The 21,389-nt window shown below is 50.6% G+C and carries 19 protein-coding genes; 2 read left to right on the top strand and 17 right to left on the bottom strand.

Annotation, left to right across the window (positions count from 1 at the left end; all coding sequences use genetic code 11):
- Positions 1-351 precede the first annotated feature (351 nt).
- From rpiB to KTH89_RS12500, 4 genes are read right to left on the bottom strand one after another with little or no spacing between them, the layout of a single operon-like run.
- Entirely contained in the window at positions 352-825 is a 474-nt protein-coding gene (rpiB, locus tag KTH89_RS12515; RefSeq protein WP_158348625.1) for a ribose 5-phosphate isomerase B, read from the bottom strand.
- Positions 826-837: 12 nt separating this feature from the next.
- Positions 838-1,569, bottom strand: coding sequence for a DAK2 domain-containing protein (locus KTH89_RS12510; RefSeq protein WP_158348624.1), 732 nt, complete (start codon positions 1,567-1,569; stop codon positions 838-840).
- Between the two features lie 4 nt (positions 1,570-1,573).
- Positions 1,574-2,578: a dihydroxyacetone kinase subunit DhaK gene (locus KTH89_RS12505; RefSeq protein WP_158348623.1), complete on the bottom strand. Its 1,005-nt coding sequence runs from the start codon at positions 2,576-2,578 to the stop codon at positions 1,574-1,576.
- A gap of 4 nt (positions 2,579-2,582) precedes the next feature.
- Complete coding sequence (locus tag KTH89_RS12500; protein WP_158348622.1) at positions 2,583-4,010, bottom strand: L-fucose/L-arabinose isomerase family protein; 1,428 nt, start codon at positions 4,008-4,010, stop codon at positions 2,583-2,585.
- Between the two features lie 668 nt (positions 4,011-4,678).
- On the opposite strand from KTH89_RS12500, the gene KTH89_RS12495 reads away from it, so the two are divergent.
- Positions 4,679-5,500 (top strand): IclR family transcriptional regulator, encoded by an 822-nt coding sequence (locus KTH89_RS12495; RefSeq protein ID WP_158348621.1) that lies wholly within the window; start codon positions 4,679-4,681, stop codon positions 5,498-5,500.
- A gap of 8 nt (positions 5,501-5,508) precedes the next feature.
- On the opposite strand, the gene KTH89_RS12490 is transcribed toward KTH89_RS12495, so the two are convergent.
- The 10 genes from KTH89_RS12490 to KTH89_RS12445 form a co-directional block, all read right to left on the bottom strand.
- Positions 5,509-5,973 carry a metallophosphoesterase family protein gene (locus KTH89_RS12490; protein WP_158348620.1) on the bottom strand — a complete coding sequence of 155 codons (465 nt, stop codon included), beginning with the start codon at positions 5,971-5,973 and terminating at the stop codon, positions 5,509-5,511.
- A 15-nt stretch (positions 5,974-5,988) separates the two neighbouring features.
- Positions 5,989-7,350, bottom strand: a complete 1,362-nt coding sequence (locus tag KTH89_RS12485) for a sodium-dependent transporter (RefSeq protein ID WP_158348619.1) — start codon at positions 7,348-7,350, stop codon at positions 5,989-5,991.
- 295 nt (positions 7,351-7,645) lie between these two features.
- Positions 7,646-10,192: an Hsp70 family protein gene (locus KTH89_RS12480; RefSeq protein WP_158348618.1), complete on the bottom strand. Its 2,547-nt coding sequence runs from the start codon at positions 10,190-10,192 to the stop codon at positions 7,646-7,648.
- A gap of 65 nt (positions 10,193-10,257) precedes the next feature.
- Positions 10,258-12,252: a leucine-rich repeat protein gene (locus KTH89_RS12475; RefSeq protein WP_158348617.1), complete on the bottom strand. Its 1,995-nt coding sequence runs from the start codon at positions 12,250-12,252 to the stop codon at positions 10,258-10,260.
- Between the two features lie 21 nt (positions 12,253-12,273).
- Positions 12,274-12,987: a LytR/AlgR family response regulator transcription factor gene (locus tag KTH89_RS12470; RefSeq protein WP_158348616.1), complete on the bottom strand. Its 714-nt coding sequence runs from the start codon at positions 12,985-12,987 to the stop codon at positions 12,274-12,276.
- A gap of 5 nt (positions 12,988-12,992) precedes the next feature.
- Entirely contained in the window at positions 12,993-13,472 is a 480-nt protein-coding gene (locus KTH89_RS12465) for a hypothetical protein (RefSeq protein WP_238721939.1), read from the bottom strand.
- A gap of 17 nt (positions 13,473-13,489) precedes the next feature.
- Complete coding sequence (locus KTH89_RS12460) at positions 13,490-14,248, bottom strand: cysteine peptidase family C39 domain-containing protein (protein WP_238721938.1); 759 nt, start codon at positions 14,246-14,248, stop codon at positions 13,490-13,492.
- A gap of 16 nt (positions 14,249-14,264) precedes the next feature.
- Entirely contained in the window at positions 14,265-14,951 is a 687-nt protein-coding gene (locus KTH89_RS12455) for a FeoB-associated Cys-rich membrane protein (RefSeq protein WP_238721937.1), read from the bottom strand.
- Between the two features lie 31 nt (positions 14,952-14,982).
- Positions 14,983-17,667, bottom strand: a complete 2,685-nt coding sequence (locus KTH89_RS12450) for an ATP-binding protein (protein ID WP_238721936.1) — start codon at positions 17,665-17,667, stop codon at positions 14,983-14,985.
- Between the two features lie 34 nt (positions 17,668-17,701).
- Positions 17,702-18,082: a hypothetical protein gene (locus KTH89_RS12445; protein ID WP_158348611.1), complete on the bottom strand. Its 381-nt coding sequence runs from the start codon at positions 18,080-18,082 to the stop codon at positions 17,702-17,704.
- A gap of 450 nt (positions 18,083-18,532) precedes the next feature.
- Here KTH89_RS12445 and KTH89_RS12440 point away from each other — a divergent pair, with 450 nt between their 5' ends.
- Positions 18,533-19,045, top strand: coding sequence for an adenylate kinase family protein (locus KTH89_RS12440; RefSeq protein ID WP_238721935.1), 513 nt, complete (start codon positions 18,533-18,535; stop codon positions 19,043-19,045).
- A 48-nt stretch (positions 19,046-19,093) separates the two neighbouring features.
- Here the strand turns inward: KTH89_RS12440 and KTH89_RS12435 are convergent, their stop codons facing one another.
- From KTH89_RS12435 to KTH89_RS12425, 3 genes are read right to left on the bottom strand one after another with little or no spacing between them, the layout of a single operon-like run.
- A complete protein-coding gene (locus KTH89_RS12435; protein WP_238721934.1) occupies positions 19,094-19,747 on the bottom strand; it encodes a hypothetical protein in 654 nt (217 codons plus the stop codon).
- The gene (locus KTH89_RS12430) at positions 19,744-20,508 is read right to left on the bottom strand and encodes an ABC transporter permease (protein WP_238721933.1); all 765 of its coding nucleotides are present in this window, start codon (positions 20,506-20,508) and stop codon (positions 19,744-19,746) included. Before KTH89_RS12430 ends, KTH89_RS12435 begins: the two co-directional genes overlap by 4 nt.
- A complete protein-coding gene (locus KTH89_RS12425; protein ID WP_238721932.1) occupies positions 20,501-21,373 on the bottom strand; it encodes an ABC transporter ATP-binding protein in 873 nt (290 codons plus the stop codon). Before KTH89_RS12425 ends, KTH89_RS12430 begins: the two co-directional genes overlap by 8 nt.
- Positions 21,374-21,389 lie beyond the last annotated feature (16 nt).

The following is a 21,389-nucleotide window of genomic DNA, read 5'->3' as shown; positions in this document are numbered from 1 at the left end:
ACCAGGAACACGTGATGTGTTCCCGGTTCAGAGGCTCTTGCCCGTCGGACGTGAAGTCCGCCGTGCATCCTGAACCCGGCTTTTCGATTCCACTAAGCGTATGCACAGCCGCCCTATGCGCTCCCGGGGAGACGCCAAAGAACCCGGCCGCCGAAAGCATCCCCGCAGACCCGGACACCGGCAATCTCCCCGTCCTGAAACAGCGGGCATACCCAAACCCGAGGAAGAACCTGTTCTGGCTTCCTGGGAATATTATTCAATCCATTAGTTTGTGTCCCGAGGAATGAATTATAAATTTACATATACTCTTTTATGGATCCGTATAGTTAAGATCAAGCATAATCTATATAATTATTTCGCCTCGTTCTCCTCGTATTGCCGGATGTGTTCTTTTTCAAGGGCCATCATCCGCTCTACTTTTGGAGCGGAGCCGCCCCCCTGGAAATCGCAGTTCAGCCAGATATCCGTCAAATATTTCGCCAGTTCCTCTCCGATGACACGCTGGCCCATGCAGAGGATCTGCGCGTTGTTGCTTTTGCGGGCTCTCTCTGCTGAAAAAGGATCGTGGCATACCGCCGCCCGGATTCCCGGGACTTTGTTGGCGCATATGGCCATGCCGATTCCGGTTCCGCAGAGGAGGATTCCCCTCTCATATCGGCCGGCTGCAACCGCGTCGGCTACCGTATAGGCGATATCCGGGTAGAGAACATTTTGTCCCGGATCTGCTCCGAAATCTTCCGCTTCTATCCCCCGGGCCAGCAGATGTTGGATCAGAACGGTCTTTAATTGATATGCTGCTTCATCACAGCCAATGGCTAGTTTCATGTCTTCCCCTCCTTAGGAAATAAGATCCAGTATTCCATCCGCCATTGACGTAAGCAACAGGCAGCAGGAGACCGCGCCTGCGTCGGGCACGCCTCTGGAGCGCTCTCCCAGCCGGCTGGAGCGTCCGTATCTGGCTATCATCCCTACTGTGGAATCCCGTCCTTGTTCTGCCGCCTCTTTCATAAGCAGAAGCGCTTCCCGGAACGGCCGTTTTTCTGCGACGGAGGACCGGAGGCTTTCCACTGCCGGATACAGGGTATCCACCAAGGTCTTATCCCCTGCTCTGGCATCAATGATGTCAAACAGTTCTTCCATTCCATGGGAGAGCATCCGGCAGAATACCTCCAGGTTAATCTTTATATCACCTGCAGACATATTCGCTGTATTCCCATTTTCAGTCCCGGATATATCCTCCATTACAGTGCCTCCTACATCTTCTGTCCCACTGCCGGCGGTGTTTACTGTTTCTGTCATGGAGCTTAACAATGTTCCGTAAATGGGTCCCATGGAGCCTCCGATCTCGTTAAATAGTATTCCTCCGAGATATTCAAGCCCTTCTGTAAAGAAATAATTCTGATGCTGGTACCGCTGTTGGAATAATGTGAATCCTTTATTCATGTTCATACCGTGATCGCCATCCCCGATCAGGCCGTCCACTTCGCCCAGATAATCTTTGTTCTCCTGAATGGCCCTCACCATTTTGTCCAGAATCACTTTCCCGTCACGGTTGTAAAATTTATCCATGTCCTCACTCCCGTCCTATCTGTGTCAATCCCATACTGTATGCCGGATAATCGATCAATTCCTTTAATTCCGGGTCAAGCTTTGTCACGGTTAAAGTAGCGCCCATCATGTCCAGGGAGGTAAAATAATTGCCCACATACGCCCTGTGTATCCGGTAATCCGCTGCCTTTAACCGCGACTCGATCTCAGCATACAGCACGTATAGTTCCATAACCGGTGTGGCCCCAAGCCCGGAAACCAGTACCGCCAATTCGTCTCCCGGTTCAAAAGGTCCGTCCGGAAGGACGACATCCAGCATGCGCTGCGCCATCCGGTCCGCGCTCTCCAACGGGCACACTTCGATACCGGGCTCTCCGTGATGTCCGATGCCTACCTCCATCGTTCCTTCCCGGATCTCAAAATTAGGATGGCCCACAGCCGGAAGCGTACAGGGGGTCAGTCCGATCCCTATGCTTCTGGTCTGGTCGATGGCCTTTTGTGCCGCGTTTACCACCTCGTCAAGGCTGCCGCCCATTGCCGCCTTCGCGCCTCCGGCTTTCCACATCAGCACTTCTCCGGCCACGCCTCTTCGTTTCTCCCGCTGATCCAAAGGGGCGGAAGCCGCGTCGTCATTGGCCACCACGGTTTTTACCTCAATCCCCTCCCTGCGTGCCATCTTCACGGCCATTTTCACGTTCATGTTGTCTCCGGAATAATTTCCATACAGGCAGGCAACCCCCTTGCCCTGATCCGCTGCCCGGAATGCGTCCAGGAACGCTGCCGCCGTGGGAGAGGTACAGATCTCCCCCACCGCTGCGGCATCACACAGGTTCCGGCCTACATAACCGATAAACGCGGGCTTATGGCCCGATCCTCCTCCGGTCACTACGCCCACCTTGCCCGGCTGTATATTTCTGGCTTTGACTACCCGGGGATTCGGAGTTTTTTCTACCAGGTCACTGTGCGCTTTTAGGAACCCTCTCAGCATATCGTCCACGATTTCATCGGGATTTTTCATGATTCTCTGCATCCGCTCACACCGCCCTTTCTTCCTCACCCAAAAGTTCCACATCCACATTCATCATCCGGCAGATCATCTTCAGTTCTTCCACATGGTCCCCATAGACTGCATGGCAATGGTTCGCATCGAATTTTTCCAGGAAAATACTATGGTCAAAGGGCAGTTTTGCGAATACATGCGGCCATTCTTTTGTGGTTTCCGCCATTTTTTCCTCCGGCAGCTCCACAAAATCCGCCGTCATTAGGGACATCCGGTAGCGCCCCTGTGTCCGGTTCAGCCGGGCCAGTGTCGCTTTCCCCGCTTTGGTCATACAATTAACATGGCAGCCGCCGCCCGCATAGATGGGGAGGCAGGGATATAATGTGACCTGGCTCAGGTTCTCGGCCGGGTCATCCGAAGCCCCGGCATACCAGGTAGACTGGGAACCGCAGTTGCAGAACACCATCACGTCATGTTCTTTGTCATAGTGCCGGACGTCCATGAAGATTACCGGGGAACCGGTGAGCATCTTCAGGATCTGCATGGTGAGGGCGGCATCGGAATCCGCCTCGCAGGCGTAGACCACCGGCTCCTTTTCTCCGTCCCAGTCATAGGGATCATTCATAAACGCCGCGCTTATACACTCTGTACAGTAATGTCGGCTCATTTCATAATGGCATTTCACACCGATAAAATCATACGCTTCCTTCTCAACGATCCGCTTTAAAGCTTCATAGTGCCGGATCTGTGTTTTAAGCTTCTCCGGCGTCAGCCTGTCGCCATCATATTCGATGGATTTTACTTGCCTGCTCAGCCAATCGAACGCCTTCTCCACCTGCTCTTCCGGTACTTCCTGTGCCAGGCGCAGGATCTCCGACTGATCCAGGTGATCCACGTCCACGCCGAACTGTCTCTGCCAGTCCTGCATGCTTACGGTGGCGCTGTACATCCCCAGGCTTCTGCCCCCGATCAGTCCGTATTTCTGCCCATTTAAGCGGGTGACCACCTTCGCGCATCTGGCAAATGTCAGAAATTTCTTAAGAACCTCCGGCTCCTGCACATCTCCCGCCACCCGGAAATGATCTATTCCCAGGTGATGCAGGGCGCCGCCGCTGGCCAGCATGGCTACCATTCCCGGCCAGTCCGGGTTTAGATTCGCCGCCAGCAGATATGGTCCTCTGCCATTTCTGGCCGCAATCACGGAAAAATTCGGGAAGCTGAAAACTCCGTAGGAAAAGATGGTTCCATCCACTCCCTGCTGCGCAAGCTGTTCTGCTTCCTCTTTGGCTGTACTAACCGAATTGACCAGCCTCTTTGCCCGAATCACTTCCACCTCGCCGGTTTCTTCAAGCGCGTCTGCGATGGCATCCATCTGGGCCTTTACGATCTCCTTTAGCTCTTCATGTACCTCGGGCTCTCCATCAGAGAATCCAAGGATACCGATTCTGGGTTTTGTATTCAAACTTGCATCTCCCTTCTGCTCTTTTCATTGTTCCTCTCTCGTTCCTTCTCTTTAGATGGTCTCTCTTTTGATCGTTTTTTTAGTTCAATTCTCTGTAAATTGTTCCTCTTTCGTTCATTCCTTTTTGTACGTTCCCATTAGTTCCTTCTTCTTTTGTTTCTTCTACTTTCGTTCCTTCCTCTTTCGTTCCTTCCCCTCATTTAAAAAAACTATACACGGATATCTGTAACAAATATCCGTTGTTTTTCCCGGACACCACACTCCTTTTCTTTTTCACTATAATTTGGTTTCAGTTTTTGTTTTTTATTTCATATATGAAACATATAACTCCATATATGATATTATACTCCGGTTTTTTCGTACGGTCAATATTTCATATATAATATTTTATATTTCATATATGATATACCAAGTAAGTTTATCATGGATTAATCGGGATTCCGTTGGGAAGCTCACACATACATTCAAATACTCAACCACCTATAAGTTCAACTTGCCACATTTGGTGGTTATGATATAATGTCGATAGACATTCTATATGCGCCGGCGTGCTCCGGCGCATTCTCCTCTGCGTACAGTGTGCAGCTTTCCCGCCGGAGGAATGATTGTGGGCAATTCTGATAACTGAACTTATAAAATATTGAGGAAATATTTAAGGAGACCACCAAATGACTGATACAAATATTTATCCGCCGGCCGTAGACAGAGCCGTACAGATTCTGGATTATATGGCGCAGAATCACGAACCACAGACAATCAAAAATCTTTCCTCGACACTTGGCATACCGAACGCCTCTCTTTTCCGTATCGTAAAGTGTCTGACAGATCATAATTACCTGCGCCTGGAATCCGAGCAGCCGGACCGTTATGTACTGGGCTACAAGCTTTACTGCCTGGCTCAGACCGCTTATGACAGTTCACCTTTGGGGCGGATCGCTTCTTTGCACATGAAAAAACTGGCCGACTTAACGCAGCAAGCCGTCCAGCTATGTGTCTTACAGAATGGAACCATTATCACTATTGAGCAGGCGCTTCCAACCAACACGCCCATTACCATCATTGCAAAATTGGGCGAAAAAATACCGCTGAATTTAAGCGCCAGCGGTAAAATCCTATTTTCCCTGTTGCCAGAGGCAAAGCAGCTGTCACTGATCCCGGTTGTGGAGAAATCTCTCAAAAAGAATACGGCAAAGAGTATCGGTGAGATCGAACCATTGATGGAAGAAATCAAAGCCACCCGCAAAAGGGGCTATGGCACAGATATTGAATGTTACGCCGCCGGAATCGGCTGTATCGCTGTCCCGCTGTTTGATTATACCAGTCAACCGGTTGCAGCATTAAACCTGACGGGGCCCATCGACCGCTATACCGACTCCGGGAGTGCGGATACATTACTTTCCCAGCTGGTTTTTTCCTGCCAAAAAATCTCGGCGGCCCTGGGATATCCGTTAACAGGAGATCATTACTATCAAACTCTGCAAGAAAGATAAAATTTGTTTCACTCTTTCGATTCAGCCGGAAAATCAATCCTTTTCACCTGATACCGATCCTCTGTGATCTCAAGGACCGCCATAGTCACAGGAAGATCGAATCTTCGCCTGCCGCAGCTTCCGGGGTTGAGCCAGAGAACGCCGTCTTTTCTTTCTTCCAGATACCTGTGGGAATGTCCGAAGATGACCGCATGCGGCAGCTCTTCTCCAAGCTTTGCATCCTTTTTGTTGTGAACCAGATAAAACCGCATCCATCCCAAAGAAAACCGAAGCTCTTGGGGCAGATCTCCTGCCCATTCTTTGTCATTATTTCCGCGCACCGCATAGACCGGAGCGATCCTATTAAGCTGCTCCAATATTGCCGGTTTGCTCAGATCTCCGGCGTGTATGATACAGTCGCATTCCTTCAGGATCTCCGTGACATCCGGCCTTAATACGTTATGTGTATCCGACATTACTGCCGCCTTTATCATTTTCTCATCCCCTGCTTACTTCATAACCACGTTTGCGATGCTGACAAATCCTGAGATGGTGACGATAAGCACCAGAATCGGAGTGATAAAGCGGATACAGAAGATCCACAGCTTCTTCAGGCGGAACCGCACTCCCTCCTGCTCGATCTCATCCACCAGATACTGCGGTTTCCATTTCCATCCGATGTAATAGCACATCAGAATTCCACCAACCGGCAGCAGGATATTGTCTGTCAGCATACCCACAAAATCAAAGAAATTATAGTTCAATATTTTAAAATCCGAGAGAACTCCATAGGACAGTGAGCTTGGAATACCCAGCAGGAACAGCAGGACAGCCACGATCAGGACAGCGCGTCCTCTCTTCCATTTCCATTTGTCTATTAAAAATGATACGGTAACCTCCAGCAATGCCACCGCGCTGGTCACCGCCGCAAAAAAGACCAGCAGGAAAAACAGCAGGGCAAAGATGGAGCCGCCTTTGATGGCGCCAAACACCTTCGGCAGTGTGCCGAAGATCAGGCTCGGCCCCTGGCCGGGCTCCAGCTGGAAGGAAAATACAGCCGGGAAAATCGCGACTCCGGCCAGTACCGCCATACAGGTATCCAGCAGCGCCACACTAATGCAGCTCTTTGGAATACTCTCTTTTTTGCTCAGATAACTTCCGTAAGTGATCGTAATGCCCATGCAAAGGCTTAGCGAATAGAACACCTGTCCCAGCGCCGCGTTGACGGAACCGATACTGAATTTTGAATCCCTGACGGAAAACATAAACGCCAGTCCTTTGGAAGCTCCCGGCAAAGTGACGCTTCTCACCACGATAATCAAAAGAATCACGAATAAGGCAGGCATCATAAATTTACTGGCTTTTTCGATTCCCCGGACCCCGAAAAAGCAGATCAGCGCCGTCATCAGCATAAACAGAAAATGCCAGAATACCGGCTCTCCTGCGTTTCCGATAAAGGCTTCAAAATCTGCCGGCGCCTGTAACGTGGTGGCGTAGCTGAAAAAATATTTTAAGATCCAGCCGCCGATCACGCTGTAATAAGACAGAATGATAAAAGCCGCCAGTACTCCGAACACCCCGACGACCTTCGCGTGAGGGTGGACATCCCCATAGGCCTGAACCGGATCATGCCTGGTCTTTCTTCCCAATGACATCTCCGTGATCATAACCGGGAGTCCCAGCACGCATATAAAAAACAGGTATGCCGCCAAAAACGAGAATCCCCCGTTTTTTCCCATGAGATATGGGAATTTCCATAGATTTCCCAGTCCGATGGCCGCCCCTGTCGTTGCCAGAATAAAGCCCAGTTTGCTGGCCCACCGATTTTTGTTGCCTGTTCCGTTTTGTTTTTCCCCCGTTGCCCTGCTCATGTGTAACCTCCTGCGTGTTTTTCATATGTAGTATGTATTTGCCTGAATACAGACGGATGTTCTGATGGTACCACAGTTCCTATAGTATAACACACAATCTCTTCACGCAAAACCACTAATCTGGACATAATACGGACATAATTAGGACATGTCCCAATTTCATGCGGACATGTCCCTAATTGATCTCATTCATAATCCGGACGCGGTTATCGAAACAGGCGATTTGGACATGTCCCTAATTGTAAAAAAAGGTGTTTTGGACATGTCCCTAAATGCAATAATTTAGACGGCAGCTTTACTGAGCTCTGAATTCCTTAAAAAATGCCTCAAAAAGCTGATATTCCGGTATGATATGATCTTCTGTGTAAGTCAGCCAGATATTCGTTGTCTTGATTTTTCTTGCATTCTGCTCCATGTAAAAATGCCTGACGGCAAGCCCGGTTTCCCGATCCGAAGCCTGATCCGGGGGCGCGAGGTAATCCGGCATAGCAATCGGTTTGATATCCACGATATCCTTATAAAAAATACTGTCTTTGTATAGAAAATCAAACCGCCAGTGAATCCGCTTATTGGTAAATATCAAGCCGTACTCGATCAGATCCCCTCTCTGGGCGCCCTTCCGGTTCAAATAGAGGATCGGGACCTCATCTGTCTGTAGCTGGAGCTTTAATTTTTGTGACCAACTGCTCAATTGCTTATAATGGATTTCATAATATTTCCACAGAAGGCCGGGATTGTTGTTCCACCGGTTTACTTTCCGTTCCACCTCTGCCGGAAGCCAGCTCAACATATCATTTACCGTATAGGACAGACCACTGGACGGTATCACCCGGCCGGCCGCTTTGTTGGCGGTGTATGACATGCGGGTGTCTTCCGTGCTTCCCGCGTTTAATCCGGCTGCCTGAGCCGGCATATCTTTTCTCAGCTGCTCTGCCTTTTCCCGGGCGGCCGTATTACCATTGGCCGCAGCCCGGTCGAACCATCGCAGGGCTTCCCGGGTATCTTTTACCACTGGGTCAAGCCCCATCTCATAATAGGTGCCCATCCGATACTGGGCCTGCGGACTGCCCATTTCCGCAGCCTGCCGGAAATACTGCAGCTTCTGCTTACGGTCCGCTTCATTTTTTGCTTTCTCATACAGCGCTTCCGCTGTAGTTAATGACTTTCCGTTCACCGAAGCCGGAAGCCCCATTGTCTTTCTCAGCTGCTCTACCTTTTCCAGGGCAATCACATTTCCTCTGTCGGCAGCCAGCTGATACCACTGTAAGGCTTCTCCATAATCCTGTGCCACGGAATCCAGCCCCAGCTGATAGTAATTCCCCATCCGGTACATCGCATGAGATTCGCCTTTTTCGGCCGCCTCACGGAAAAGTCTGAGCTTACGCTTCCGGTCGGGCTCTTTCAACGCTAATTGATACAGTTCCCGCCCGGACATCTCCGTGATGATCTCCTCCCGGCTTTTCTTAGGTTTCTCTAATAGATCCCTTTGGGCTGCCGTTATATTTCCATTCTGCCCGCTTTTCACACCCGGCCCGTCTTTCACACCCGATATGTTTTGCACACCCGGTATGTTTTGCCGATTCGGTATGCTCTGAGCGATTACCCGCAGCGGCTCATATGCCATTCCCACCGCCACCGTCTCCTGGGGTTTGCCGTTGACGAAGATCCTGGCGGGGTTGGCACGGATCTTGGGGAGATCCAGGCTGCCAAACTCCGGTCTTTTTCCCTCCAACATTTCTGTTATAAAATACCACTGGCTGTGCCCCCCGGTCAGGATCACCAGGTCGATGGCCTGGCCCCCCGGGAACTCCGGCACTATGGATTGCGTATGGGCGAGGCTTCCATTGACCAGAACCGCGAAGTTTTTCAGATACTCCGTACAGGCCCGCTCGAATTCCTCCCTGTCAATGGCCGGTGAAAAATCCGGCAGAGACGGATAGGGATTCTTCACGGTCTGGAAGTAGGGGATACTTTTTCCCCTCTTCAGTGTCCGGGATACCGTAGTCTCTTTCCAGGTCTTTATATTGTCGATATATTTATCGGAAAAACTGTCGATGAAATATTCCGGAACGATATCCCGGTGTTCCCTCAGATACCGCTCAATGTAACCGGTCAATATGTGGTCCACATCTTTTCCGCCGAAATAGATATCCGTGTCCTGATCCGGCCAGGTGGATATGATCCGGGTTTCATCCTTTTCATACCGGCAGACGGCGATGTCCGTAGTCCCGGCTCCCATGTCCAGAAATAACAGGTAGGAACAGCCGCCTCCCAGCAGGCCCAGCGTTCTCATCTCTTTTTCTTCCTGCACCATGACTGCCCGTACCGCGGCTTCCGGCTCTGTGATACCCTTTACATTCTTAAATCCTGCCCGGGCTGCCGCCTCTATCATAAACTGCCGGTTTTCTTCCTTGTATTTCGCAGGATAACTGACGTAGGTGATTTCCTCATCGGCATTATCGCCCAGCTGATTCTTCTGCTGCTGATAGACCTCGTACAGATATTGGAAAAAACGGCCGGTCAGCCATTTGGCCCGCATCCGTATATCCGGCCGGGCGCTTTCCAGCTCCACTTTAAAGTTCCGGCAGATCGTCATGCCCGGCTGCTCCGCCGCCGCGTAGTATCCGAATTCGCACTCGTCATCCGGTAACTGAAGCTCCTGCGTAATCTCAACATCATCCGGCAGCTGGACCAGAGTCGGCACGCTGTCCCTTCCGTCGAACAATACATTGTTGACAAACAGCCGGTCACCCACCGGCACCCGGTCCTCACCATATCTTTTTACCCTTATGACGGATGTGCTGGTTCCAAAATCAATCCCTATGATTCTCTTCGTCGCCATATAATCACCAACTTTACTATTTTCCCTGCTCCCTTTCCTGCTCCCGGGAGCTTTTTCGGCCTAAATCACTTTATCCGGTTATGCAGTTGTACATCTGCCAATAATCGGATTCCTATTCCGTATTCTCTGGCATACTGTTCCGCGTATGAACCGCTCCGGCAGCAGATCGTCATCATGCTCCCTCTGTCAAAAGCGGATGGATGGATATTCTGCACGCCATCTTCTATTACTACTAACTTCAGTTTCGGACAATGTTTAAATGCAGCCTCATTCACGAATTTGACACTGCCCGGTATAACAACCGAAGTCAGGGAAGTGCATTTGTGAAAAGACTGATACCAGATTTTCTCCACGCCATCCTTTAGAATAACGGTCTCCAGAGCAGAACACCCCTGGAAAGCCAGGCCCGGTATAACCTTAACACTCCCTGGTATTACGATTGATTTCAATGACTCACAAAATCTAAATGCAGAACCTCCAATCTTCATTAAACCATCCGGCAGATTGATACTTTTCAATTTAAAACAGCCTAAAAAACTACTCTCTTCAATTTGCCGCAGGCCTTCCGGCAGCTGAACGTTCTCGATTTTCCACGCCGTTTTTGAAAATAATTCCCGCAATAACACCTCACTAAAGGCATCTTTCGCGATCTTGGTATAGCCTTCGGGCACGATAATATCTTTCTTTCCGGTAAATTGCCTTTTTACTTCTTCCCGGGTTAATATCTTTTCGGGTAGATCACAGGCCGGAACCGGGGCTTTCACAGCTTCCACACGTTCCGGAAGATTGTCTTCCTGCGCTATGCCGGTCACATTTTGGTTTAACAGGTCATAAGCCATCCCGACAGCCACCATCTCCTGGGGCTTCCCGCTCAGCCTCACCCTGTCAGGGTCGGCCTGGATTTTCGGCAGCGTCACGCTGCCATAGGCCTGGTTTTTTCCCGTCAGAATCTCCGGGATAAAGTACCATTGGCTGTGTCCGCCCGTCAGAAGCACCAGATCGATCCCCTCCTGACCCGGGAAATCAGGATCTGCCTTTTTCGTGTGCGCAAGACAGCCGTTCACTAATTCGGGAAAGCTTCTCAGATATTCCCCGCAGGTCTTCTCAAATTCTTCCCGATCGATCGCCGGCGAGAAATCCGGCAGATTCGGATAAGGATTCTTTACCGCGGTAAAATACGGCACGCTTTTCTTACGTTTCAGCGTTCTGGAAACTGTCACCTCTTTCCAGGCTTTGACCGAGTCGATGTATTTTTCCCCGAAATGCTCGATAAAGCCGGCCGGGACCACTTGGCTGTTGCTGCGCAGATAAGCTTCCACGTATCCGCTCAGAACCTGATCGATATCTTTTCCGCCAAAATAGATATCGGTCCGTTCATCCGGCCAGGTGGCAATAATCTGCGCGCTGCCGTTTTCATATTTACACACTGCCAGGTCCGTCGTCCCCGCTCCCATATCCAGAAACAGCAGATACACGGCCCGGTCCGTACACAGCAGGCCTTTTTCCCGCAGCTCCGTTTCGCCCTGCACCAGGAAGGCCTTAACCGCAGCCTCCGGTTCCGTGATACCCCGGACATTGGAAAAGCCTGCGTCTTTTGCTGCCCCGATCATAAATTGCCTGTTTTCATCCGAATATTTTGCCGGATAACTGACATAGACCAGTTCTTCATCGGTTCCCTCTCCCAGATGAATGGCCTGGGCCTGGTACTGCCGGTAGATATACTCCAGGAACCGGCGCGTCAGCCAGCGCGCCCTCATACGGGTTTCCGGGTCTTTGCTCTCCAGGTCCGTCTTAAAGTCCCGCCAGGTCTTCATCCCCGGCTGCTCCTCAGCCGCGGCCCGGCCGAACTCACAGTCCTCTTCCTGAAGCTCAAGCTCCGGCGTGATCTGCACATCCTCGGGAATCTGTACCAAAGTCGGCACGCTGTCATTGCCGTCAAAGAGTACGTTCGATACGAACAGCCGGTCACCGACCGGCCCGCCGTCTTCCCCGTACCGTTTCACCCTGACCACCGAATTGCTGGTTCCAAAATCTATTCCTATCACACGTTTTGCGCTCATCCTATCCTCCACACAGTCACTTTACTGATCGCCCAGTAACCTTCCGATCACCCCTTCATAATACGGCTTGCTGATCTGCAATTCCTCGCCGCTGTTGAGCAGGAGGCTTTTCCTGCTTTTATCCACCCGCTCCACATAGGACAGATTTACCAGATAGCTCTGGTGTACTCTCAGAAAGACCGATGCCGGAACCTGCCGGCTGATCTCGTCCAGCCGCCCACGGAATGTATAGCTGCGGCCCTGGCTGGTATAGAGGGTTACATTTTTATAATTGCTCTCGAAATACCGGATGTTCCGGTACCGGACCAGTATGGTGCTGCTTTTGGCGTTTCGGATAAACAGGTTTTTATCCTGGAGGATCATGGTACACAGCGCCAGTACCTTGCCGATAAATAAGGCATGATCCGTCAAGTCCGCGTGAAAGGCGATCGGCCGGGCCATAAGATAGGGCTCCAGATCCAGTTTTTCCTGAGCATAATACATCACATAGCAGCGGCTCTTCTGGTACAACTCTTTTGCCAGCGTTCCGGCGATCCGCCCCAGGCCCAGATTGATCAATACCAGCTGCAGTGTGTCGGACGCCTCAAAGAGCCGGCCGGTCTTTCGCAGATCCGTGATCCAGTCCACCTGCATATCCACATCATACCTCACCGCCGTATCTGTCAGCAGTTTTCTGATACATCCGATATTTTTCCGGTCCGTATCGATTACTGCCAGCTGCACAACAGGCTTCATCCGCCTCACTCCTCCAACAGTTTTCTGTAATATTCCGTGTAAAATGGTTCTATGATCTGAAACAGCTCCTCCTGCATCAGTCCGATCTGCTCCGCTGATATCTCTGCTTGGTCCGACCGCTGCTTAAGCAGCGCTCCGACACGGTCCAGGTACCGCTCCACCGCCTCGCGGTAAGCCGCCGCATGTTCTCCCGTTCCCCGGCTGAAGACACCCGGATATGCCGAAAAATCGACCTCCTGATACCTGCTGTTGTATTTCATATCTTCCACCCGCACCAGGCGGCCGGACGGATAAGTCACCACAGCCTGGAATCTGGGTATACTCATGTGTATCTGACTGCCTTCCACCTTCGTGCGGTAGTAGGGAAATATCGCCAGAAGTTCCTGGCCCTTTTGATTCAGTACCGGGAATCCCATCTGGAAATTCATGGGGATCATACTCCGCACCGCTTGTTTTTCCTGTACTTGTTTTATATATTCTTTCATTCCGGGATCTCCTCCTCTCATTTATCAGACCGATAGGCGCTTACCATAAAGCCGCCGCTTGTGTTCCATGCCGTTTGGAATTCCTCCAGGTCATAGGTGATCCCCCGGCCGCCCGGAAGCCCCGGATCGTTCAGGATAACCTTCACATTCGACGGGTCCGTTCTATCGATGCCGATCACTTCCACCGCATGATTCGCAGTAAGGGACGGATAAAAGATACTTTCCATGGAATCAGGAGTCAGAAGGGATATATTATTCACACCCGCAATGACCTTGCCGCCTTCTTCCAGGGTTCTTTCGATATCCTCTATACTTCCGTGCTCGTTTTGCGCTACCTCCAGGCCCAGATATTCCAGAATATTTCCGGTATCCTCAAGGGTAGTGCCCGTTTCCGGATCAAACCACCCTTTCGAGACGGCGAATTCCACCAGATCCTGTTCATTCAGTTCGGTATCCAAAAGCTCCTCCGCCACGAATTCCTGGCAGACCACCGCACAAGACATATCTCCTTCCTGCATATGCCAGTGCTCCATATCCTCCAGCGGCTCCCCTGAGATCAGCTCATTTTCCAGGCTGTCCATCTCCGCCGGCATCCCGAAACTGCCGATGGTATCCCGGTAAATCCCCTCCTCCAGCCTCTCCGTCCGGCGTATATGGGTTTCATCCAAATTTTCCAGGCCCTGGCTGTTTTCCAGAGAATGTTCAAATTCCGAAATGTCTTCCAGCCGGTCCTGGATTTCCAGTTCTTCAAAATCTCCCATTTCTTCTATTCCCATTTGGAACCTCCTTGCTTTATTCTTTACTGCTGTCCGTATCGTTACTGTCCTGCTGCGGGAAGCGTAGAATTCCTTTTTCCAAAATCAGGGCCCCATCACTCCAGCAAGGCCGGTAGATCTTATAGAGCTGTCCGGGAACAACAGCCGTATCATCCAGAGTTACATAAGAAAATACCGTCCGTTTGTCCGCCTGCAGGCTTTGGGCCTCCTCCCGCTTGATTCCGCTTTCGAAGATACCCTGAATAATCAGTTTCGCATTTTGTATCTGTTCTTTCGCTTCACCTGATTCCATACCGGAGAACCTGCCGGAAAACAGCCTGGAAAACGCAGAGTCTTCCTCGAAATTTTCCACTCTCAGGCACCATTCCCCAAATGTGCCGGAGGCGTTCCTGGTATTTCCCCGGCTGATCTGGTACATCAGTTCATATAGGCCTGTGAATTCAGTCTTATGATGGCTGATTCCTTCGGCCAGTACGCGGATGATCTCTTCGTCCTCCGGTGTTAGGTTCTGGTCCGGCGTTAGGTTCTGGTCTGACGTCAAATCCTGAGCTGGTATTCGGTTCTGGTCCGGCGTCAAATCCTGTTCTGATGTAAAGTCCTGCTCCGGTATCCGGCCGTTCTTCTTTTTCTTTATGAAATAGTAAATGATCAGCAGAACCATAACCACGAAAACAGCTATCACAAAATACATCCATGGTTTCACATGATTTCCCCCTTTCCCTACTTGCTGCTTCTCACCCCTTAGGTTTATTCATCTTCACCCAAACCGCCGCATCGTCGTTATCGCCGTAGACAATGGCGTTCCCGATCTCCAGCGCCGGAATCATGGATTTTTGATCCTCCCGCAGCGCCAGGGAGGCGGCCATCACCTCACAGTCATCCGGCGCGGTCAGGCGGTGCACAAATTTATAATTGGTATTCTTAATCACATCCGGAATCAGCCGTGTAGGAACCTGGTCGACAATGGTGATGCCTTCCCCGTAGCCCCGGATCTCAGAGAGCATATTACTGAACAGGTCCGCGACCACCTGCTGGGGGTTACCGGAATCGTTGGTCACTGCGGAAGGATTCATCAGTAGGTTATGGGCCTCCTCGATCATGGTCAGGTGCAGCAGCTCATTTTGCTGTGCCCTCTTCCGGTAGTCCGCTTGGTAGGAGTAAGCCGATATCCGGTATTCGTAGAGGCTTAACATCAGCAGCGCCATGATAAGCGCCTTATCCCGGCTCCCGGCGATCCGGCTCAGATTGATGACGGTTGGCTGGCCGAACAGCGCATCATAGTCGGTGGATTTCGTCACATTCAGCAGGCGGCCCCGGTTTCCGCGGGTCAGATATTTTAACCGGGTGATCAAGGATTTTCGGATCGTCTTATAATTTCTTGGATCGTATCCTTCCACCAGATCGTCCACCATGGGAATCAGGTCTTCCATTTTCGGATATAAGAATGGCTTCACCGCCTCGCCGGAGTGGAAATCCTCCTGGAAGAAATCCTCCGCCTTTGCATAGACTAACTCGTCGATCAGCACCGGCAGGACGTCCTCGATGCTTGGGATGCTGGCCACCAGAAGGGAGACCAGATTCTCACATCGGGCCATCAGGTCAACCTTGGCCCCTTTGACCGCCGCCGGTTCGAAAGGATTCACCGCCAGTTCTTCCAGAGGCTGCCCGTTAAAAGAGGACGCGCCCGGCATATAAATGTGAAAAGGGATTCCCTTCTTTTCTTTTAATTCCATAGCCCACCGCACATAATCGTCCTTAGCCGGTTCGATAATCAGAACCGGAATCCCCCGGGATACGACTTCGTTCAGAATCGCCTTGCAGGTGGTGGATTTCCCGGAACCGGTGCCCCCGGTAACCAGGGCATGACGGACCAGGGAATTGGGATCGATCCGGTATTCGTTGTTCTGCACCACTCCCATATCCACCACTTTACCTATGGAAATGGAATCCTCATTGAGCACCGGAGGATTGTTGGCAAACCGGACGGCCGTCTTGACAAACCGCAGGCCCGGAACATCTCTGCGGGGAAGGGAGGTGGTCAGCCCCAGTTCCTTTGTGTTCATGGGCGTACTTAAGTATTGATACCGGCGTCCGAACACATGCCAGATATGATCCTGTTCGTATTTCTTTTTATATTCATTGTCGATCATCTTATCGATATTTTCATTTTCCAGGGAAATGAGCTGGAAGCCTTTGACGATTTCCGCGGCATTGCTGTCTTCCCGCAGGACGTGAAGGCGGATTGGCTCCAGATAAGTCTCGTCGCCGGAATAGATGGAGCGCAGCATACCGGTCACGGTGGCGATATCCATCTTGGTCCTTCCAAGCACATAAGTGCCCACATTCCAGTAGCCCAGGTTCCGGCCTTCTTTCAGGCGGGCGATATGTTTTTCCATAATTTCTTCGGCATACTGGGCAAATTTGTCCAGATATTCTGTTGTCACCGAACGGGAAAAATTAATGGATACGGATTTGGTCTTGTTCATACCGACTGCTCCGCCCACTGCCCCACCGATCCCGCGGCCCAGATTACTTCCCAGGTAAGGAGCGCCAAGCCAGCTGCCGATCAAAGCCCCGGCCACGGTGCCCAGGCCGGACAGGATTCCGCCAACCGCTCCGCCCATTCCTACATCCTTCTGGCTGCTGGTGCCTTGATTTTCCGTTACGCTTCGGGACACATATTTGTGAATCTCACTGCCCAGCTCCCGCATCCGGTTAATGATGCTGCTGATCTCATTGTCAGGGATCGGGTCTGCGATCACCAGAAGGGAGTAATCCCGCTCCCGGCCATTGATCTTACGCACCCCAAAAGCCAGCTGATCCAGCGTCTGCAGTACACTTCTGCTCTCGTCACTGATAAAGGAAGGGATTCCGGTCACCGCGCCGATGGCATGATAATGGTTCAGCACATCGTAGATCTTCTCATGACGGTCGTCCTTCGTCTGGTCATGTCTTACCCATTCCATTGCCACGCCCGGCATGTTGGCCGCCGTCGCTTCCATCATCTGATCCAGCGCGTCCTTGGAACCCACGCCCTGGGTGGCGGTCGTGACCCCCAGGTACAGGCTGGTCCGGCCGCCGGTCCTCTGGAGTAAAAATACCGTCCGGTATCCCCAGATATGCAGTGTGGACAGCACGCCCTGCCACCGGTTGATCAGGTCATAGTCTTCTATGTTGTCCGGATGCACCGGAAGCCGGATGATCTGAAGCCATTCCACCTCACCGTGGCGCTCCGTCTCATCAGGCACGAAATAATCAAACTGGCTGACCCCGTTCAGATAACTTCGCTCCATCGTGCCTTCCAACAGGCGTTTGAACACCTCATCCGGTATTTTAATCTCATTCGGCGTTTCGATCTCCGCCATATCAAGGCCCCGGAACAGATCCCGGAAACCCACGTCTCGGATTCTGTCAGACATAAGCGCTTCCCCCTTTTTCTTATCCGTTCGTCTCTTAATCTTCGGCCCGGCTCAGTTCCCGCTCCAGCTCGGCTATTTTAGATTTGCAATAATCCATCTCGGCTTTTCTTTTACTAATATTTGGCTCCACACCGATCCATCCTTTGGACGCATCCTCTTTCAGCTGCTCATAACTGGACAGGGCGTTGCTGTATTCGGATCTGACATCCCTTAAGTTACGCTCTATGGATTCCTTACTGCGGGCGCCGAAGCTGATCTCCCTGGTCCCGCCAAGTTCGCTTTCCTCTGCTTGCGCATCTCCCAGCTCGGCCAGATCCCCATCCACTTCTATTGTTTCTGTTTTCGCCAATCCCTCACTGTTTTCTAATTCTTCTAATTCCTCGTCTTCATAATCTTCAAGATCTTCGTATCCCATGTGAACCCTCCATTTCTGCTGCCCGGTTTTTCATACTTCCGCATGAGCGGTTATGGCCCGGCGCTCGTTGTTTTCTCTTCGTGTTTTTATCTTAGCATTTAAAATCAAGTTCAAATAGCAGGCGGCCTTTTTTGTACTTCAAACGGCAGAATCTTCCGGCCGGAGTTGTCCCTGTAGTATTTCTTCTATTATACTCTGTCATGTTTTTAATTACCACCGTCAACTGTTCATTTTTGGGTTTCCGGCCTGTATTATGGAGTGGTGTGCAGGGCACGGGTTATTCAGTTTTATTTGTGGAATCCGGTTCTAATTTTATTGGGGATTTTTATTAGGGATTTTTATTAGAGATAAAGCATATTAGAAAAATAGCGCGTTGACAGAGCGCGTGCGCTAATCTACACTTTAAAATAAGAACGATTCGGTAAATTAGGAAGTTAAAGGAGATATCAAATGATACTATTAATTGCGGGAGCTTCGCATACCGGGAAGACTGTGCTGGCACAAAAACTAATGGAGAAATACAGATATCCCTATTTCTCCATTGATTTATTAAAAATGGGGTTGATAAGAAGCGGAAAAACGAAACTGACCCCGGAAGATGGTGCCAAACTGACAGATTATCTCTGGCCAATTGTCAGTGAAATCATAAAGACCGCTCTTGAGAATCATCAGAATCTTATTGTGGAGGGGATCTATATTCCTTTTGACTGGCAAGAGGATTTTGGCAGCAAATACTTGAATGAAATCAGGTTTTATTGCCTTGTAATGACAGAATCCTATATTGAAAACCATTTTGCTGATATAAAAAAATATGCGAATGTCATCGAAAAGCGGCTGGACGATACCTGTTGTACGAAAGATTCTGTACTTAGGGAAAATTCCTTCTATTTGGAGATGTGTAAAAAGTACAATTGTAATTGTATTCTGATTGATGACCGGTATCATGTAGATATTCAGTTGTAATGCTGTGCGATTGGTCTGTCTGCTTTGGCCTGATCATCTGGCCCAGAGTTAATCTTTACCAGGATCAGCCGTGGCAAAGATTCGGATGCGGCAAGCTGTGTAAGAAATCCCCCATAGGCAGAGGCCCAATACGACCAATATCGTTTTGTTCACGCGCCAAATCGGATCATCGCCTCCTGCATAGCGGATGAAAAGATAGAAGTACGATACCGGTTTGTACCTTATCATACTGACTGCCATAAGGGAGAACAGCCAGACGATCCCCGTCACCATAACAGCCATATGGGGAGTGCTGGTGCATATGGATACCGCCACACACAGGCTGGACAGAAAAAAAGCGGTCGTCATGTATGTGAGCAGCAGATCCATCACATCCATCCCCGGTTTGAGCGCCGAGACACCTTCTATACCGGCAATGGAAAATATAAGAATACCGGCCAGCAGCAGGATATACCTGCGCACGATCCATGTAAACAGGGATTCTGCCTGCGCCGCGATGGTTTCAAACATCGGGTCGGTTCTGACCCTGCACCATTCCCCCACGATAATCGCGGTATAAAAGGGAAAGATGATTTCAAACCCTACATAGCCCCAATGGATATTATCCCCGCCGCCGGAACAGACGGCCAGAAAGACACCGGTAAGCAGTCCTGTGATCCACACCGGATTTATCCCGACAATTTTGCATTCATGTTTTATCATTCATCCGCCCTCCAAAATGATCGTTTCGCGGCTACCAGGGTAACCGCCAAAATACCGGTTCCCAGCAGAAAAGCAAGGTTTAACCATGCACTCCCGGGATAGATCTGCGGCCACTTCGGATGCCGCCAGATGTATTTTGTCAGATCTCCCTGCGTAAATATATAAAACGGCATTTTTTCTGCCGAATTTACCGAAAACGCGTTTACCATAAACAGGATGGAATACAAAAGGTAGAAAAATCGGATATCCAGTATTTCAGGAAGCATAACACAGCTGGCCGTTACAAAAAAGGACGCGGGCAAAATCAGATATAACGCGACGGAATAACCGACATGCAGAAAGCTTCCGATCCCTTCCGTTCCCCGGCGGCACAGAAGATATCCACAGATGGAAATCCCCAGCAGGGAAAACATCATGGTGAGTGTATAACACAGATTTCCCAGCAGTTTCCCCCCAACATAATCCTTCTTATGCACCGGGGCCGCCATCAATAAATCTTTTACTCCTGTTTTCCGGTCGCCAACCAGACGGCCGGCCATCAAAAACATCAGGCCAAACAGAAGAATCAGGCCGTCAAATGCGAAGACCCGCCTCACATAGTAGTGGATTTCCCCCAGGAATTCCACCCGGGCCATATTGGCCGCTGTTGGGAGGCAGTCCAGAAATGCCGTAACCGTGGAGAATAGAAGGACTCCCCATCCGGCAGGACGGCTGATTTGCATTTTATATTCGTATTTGGCAACCGCGGCCAGTTTACTCATAGTTTTTCCCTCCCATACAATACACATAGGCATCTTCCAGCGTTTCCGCCACCGGCGGAACCGGGAACTCGCCCCGCTCATCCAGAATCCGGGCCAGAATGCCGGAGTGTTCATAAGTGACGGACAGTACGACGGCTTTTTTCTGCAGCGCCGCCAGGTCCTTCTCTTTTTCTATTTCCACGATCTTGACCTTACCGGCTGCTTTGGATAAAAGCTCTTCGGCGCTCCCGCTGAAAAACAGCGCCCCCTTACGCAGTACGGCAAGCTTTTCACAGAGCTGATACACATCCTCGACGATGTGGGTGGACAACAGAACACATTTATCGTCTTTCGCAAATCGGGAAAGAACACTGCGGAAGCGGACACGTTCCTCCGGGTCCAGACCGGCCGTCGGCTCATCCACAATTAAAATCCGCGGATCCCCCGCCAGCGCCTGGGCGATTCCTACCCGGCGTTTCATTCCGCCGGATAATTGCCCGATCCTTCGGCCCGCATATTGCCCCATATCCACCTGTTCTAATACATCCATCACTTTCTTACGGTCTTTCACCCCTTTTAAGGCAGCCATATAACAGACGAAATCGAATACGGTCAGAGTCGGGTACATGGAAAGCTCCTGGGGCAAATATCCGATCAGACGGCGTGCCTCCTCACCCTGTGTATTTATGTCGTAGCCCCCGATCCGTACCGACCCGGACGTCGGCCGCATAATCGTTGCTAGGATTTTCATCAGTGTTGTTTTTCCGGAGCCGTTATGGCCCAGCAGCCCGAATACACCGCTTTCCACTTGGAAGCTGATATCCGTTAAAGCAGTCACTTGATTCTTGTATTGCTTTGTCAAGTTATTTATTTCGATCTGATTCATCTTTTCTCCTTTCATC

Source organism: Diplocloster agilis, from assembly GCF_019042275.1.
Lineage (GTDB): Bacteria > Bacillota > Clostridia > Lachnospirales > Lachnospiraceae > Diplocloster > Diplocloster agilis.
The sequence above is the reverse complement of the archived record's forward strand: the minus strand, read 5'-3'. Positions and strand labels throughout refer to the sequence as shown.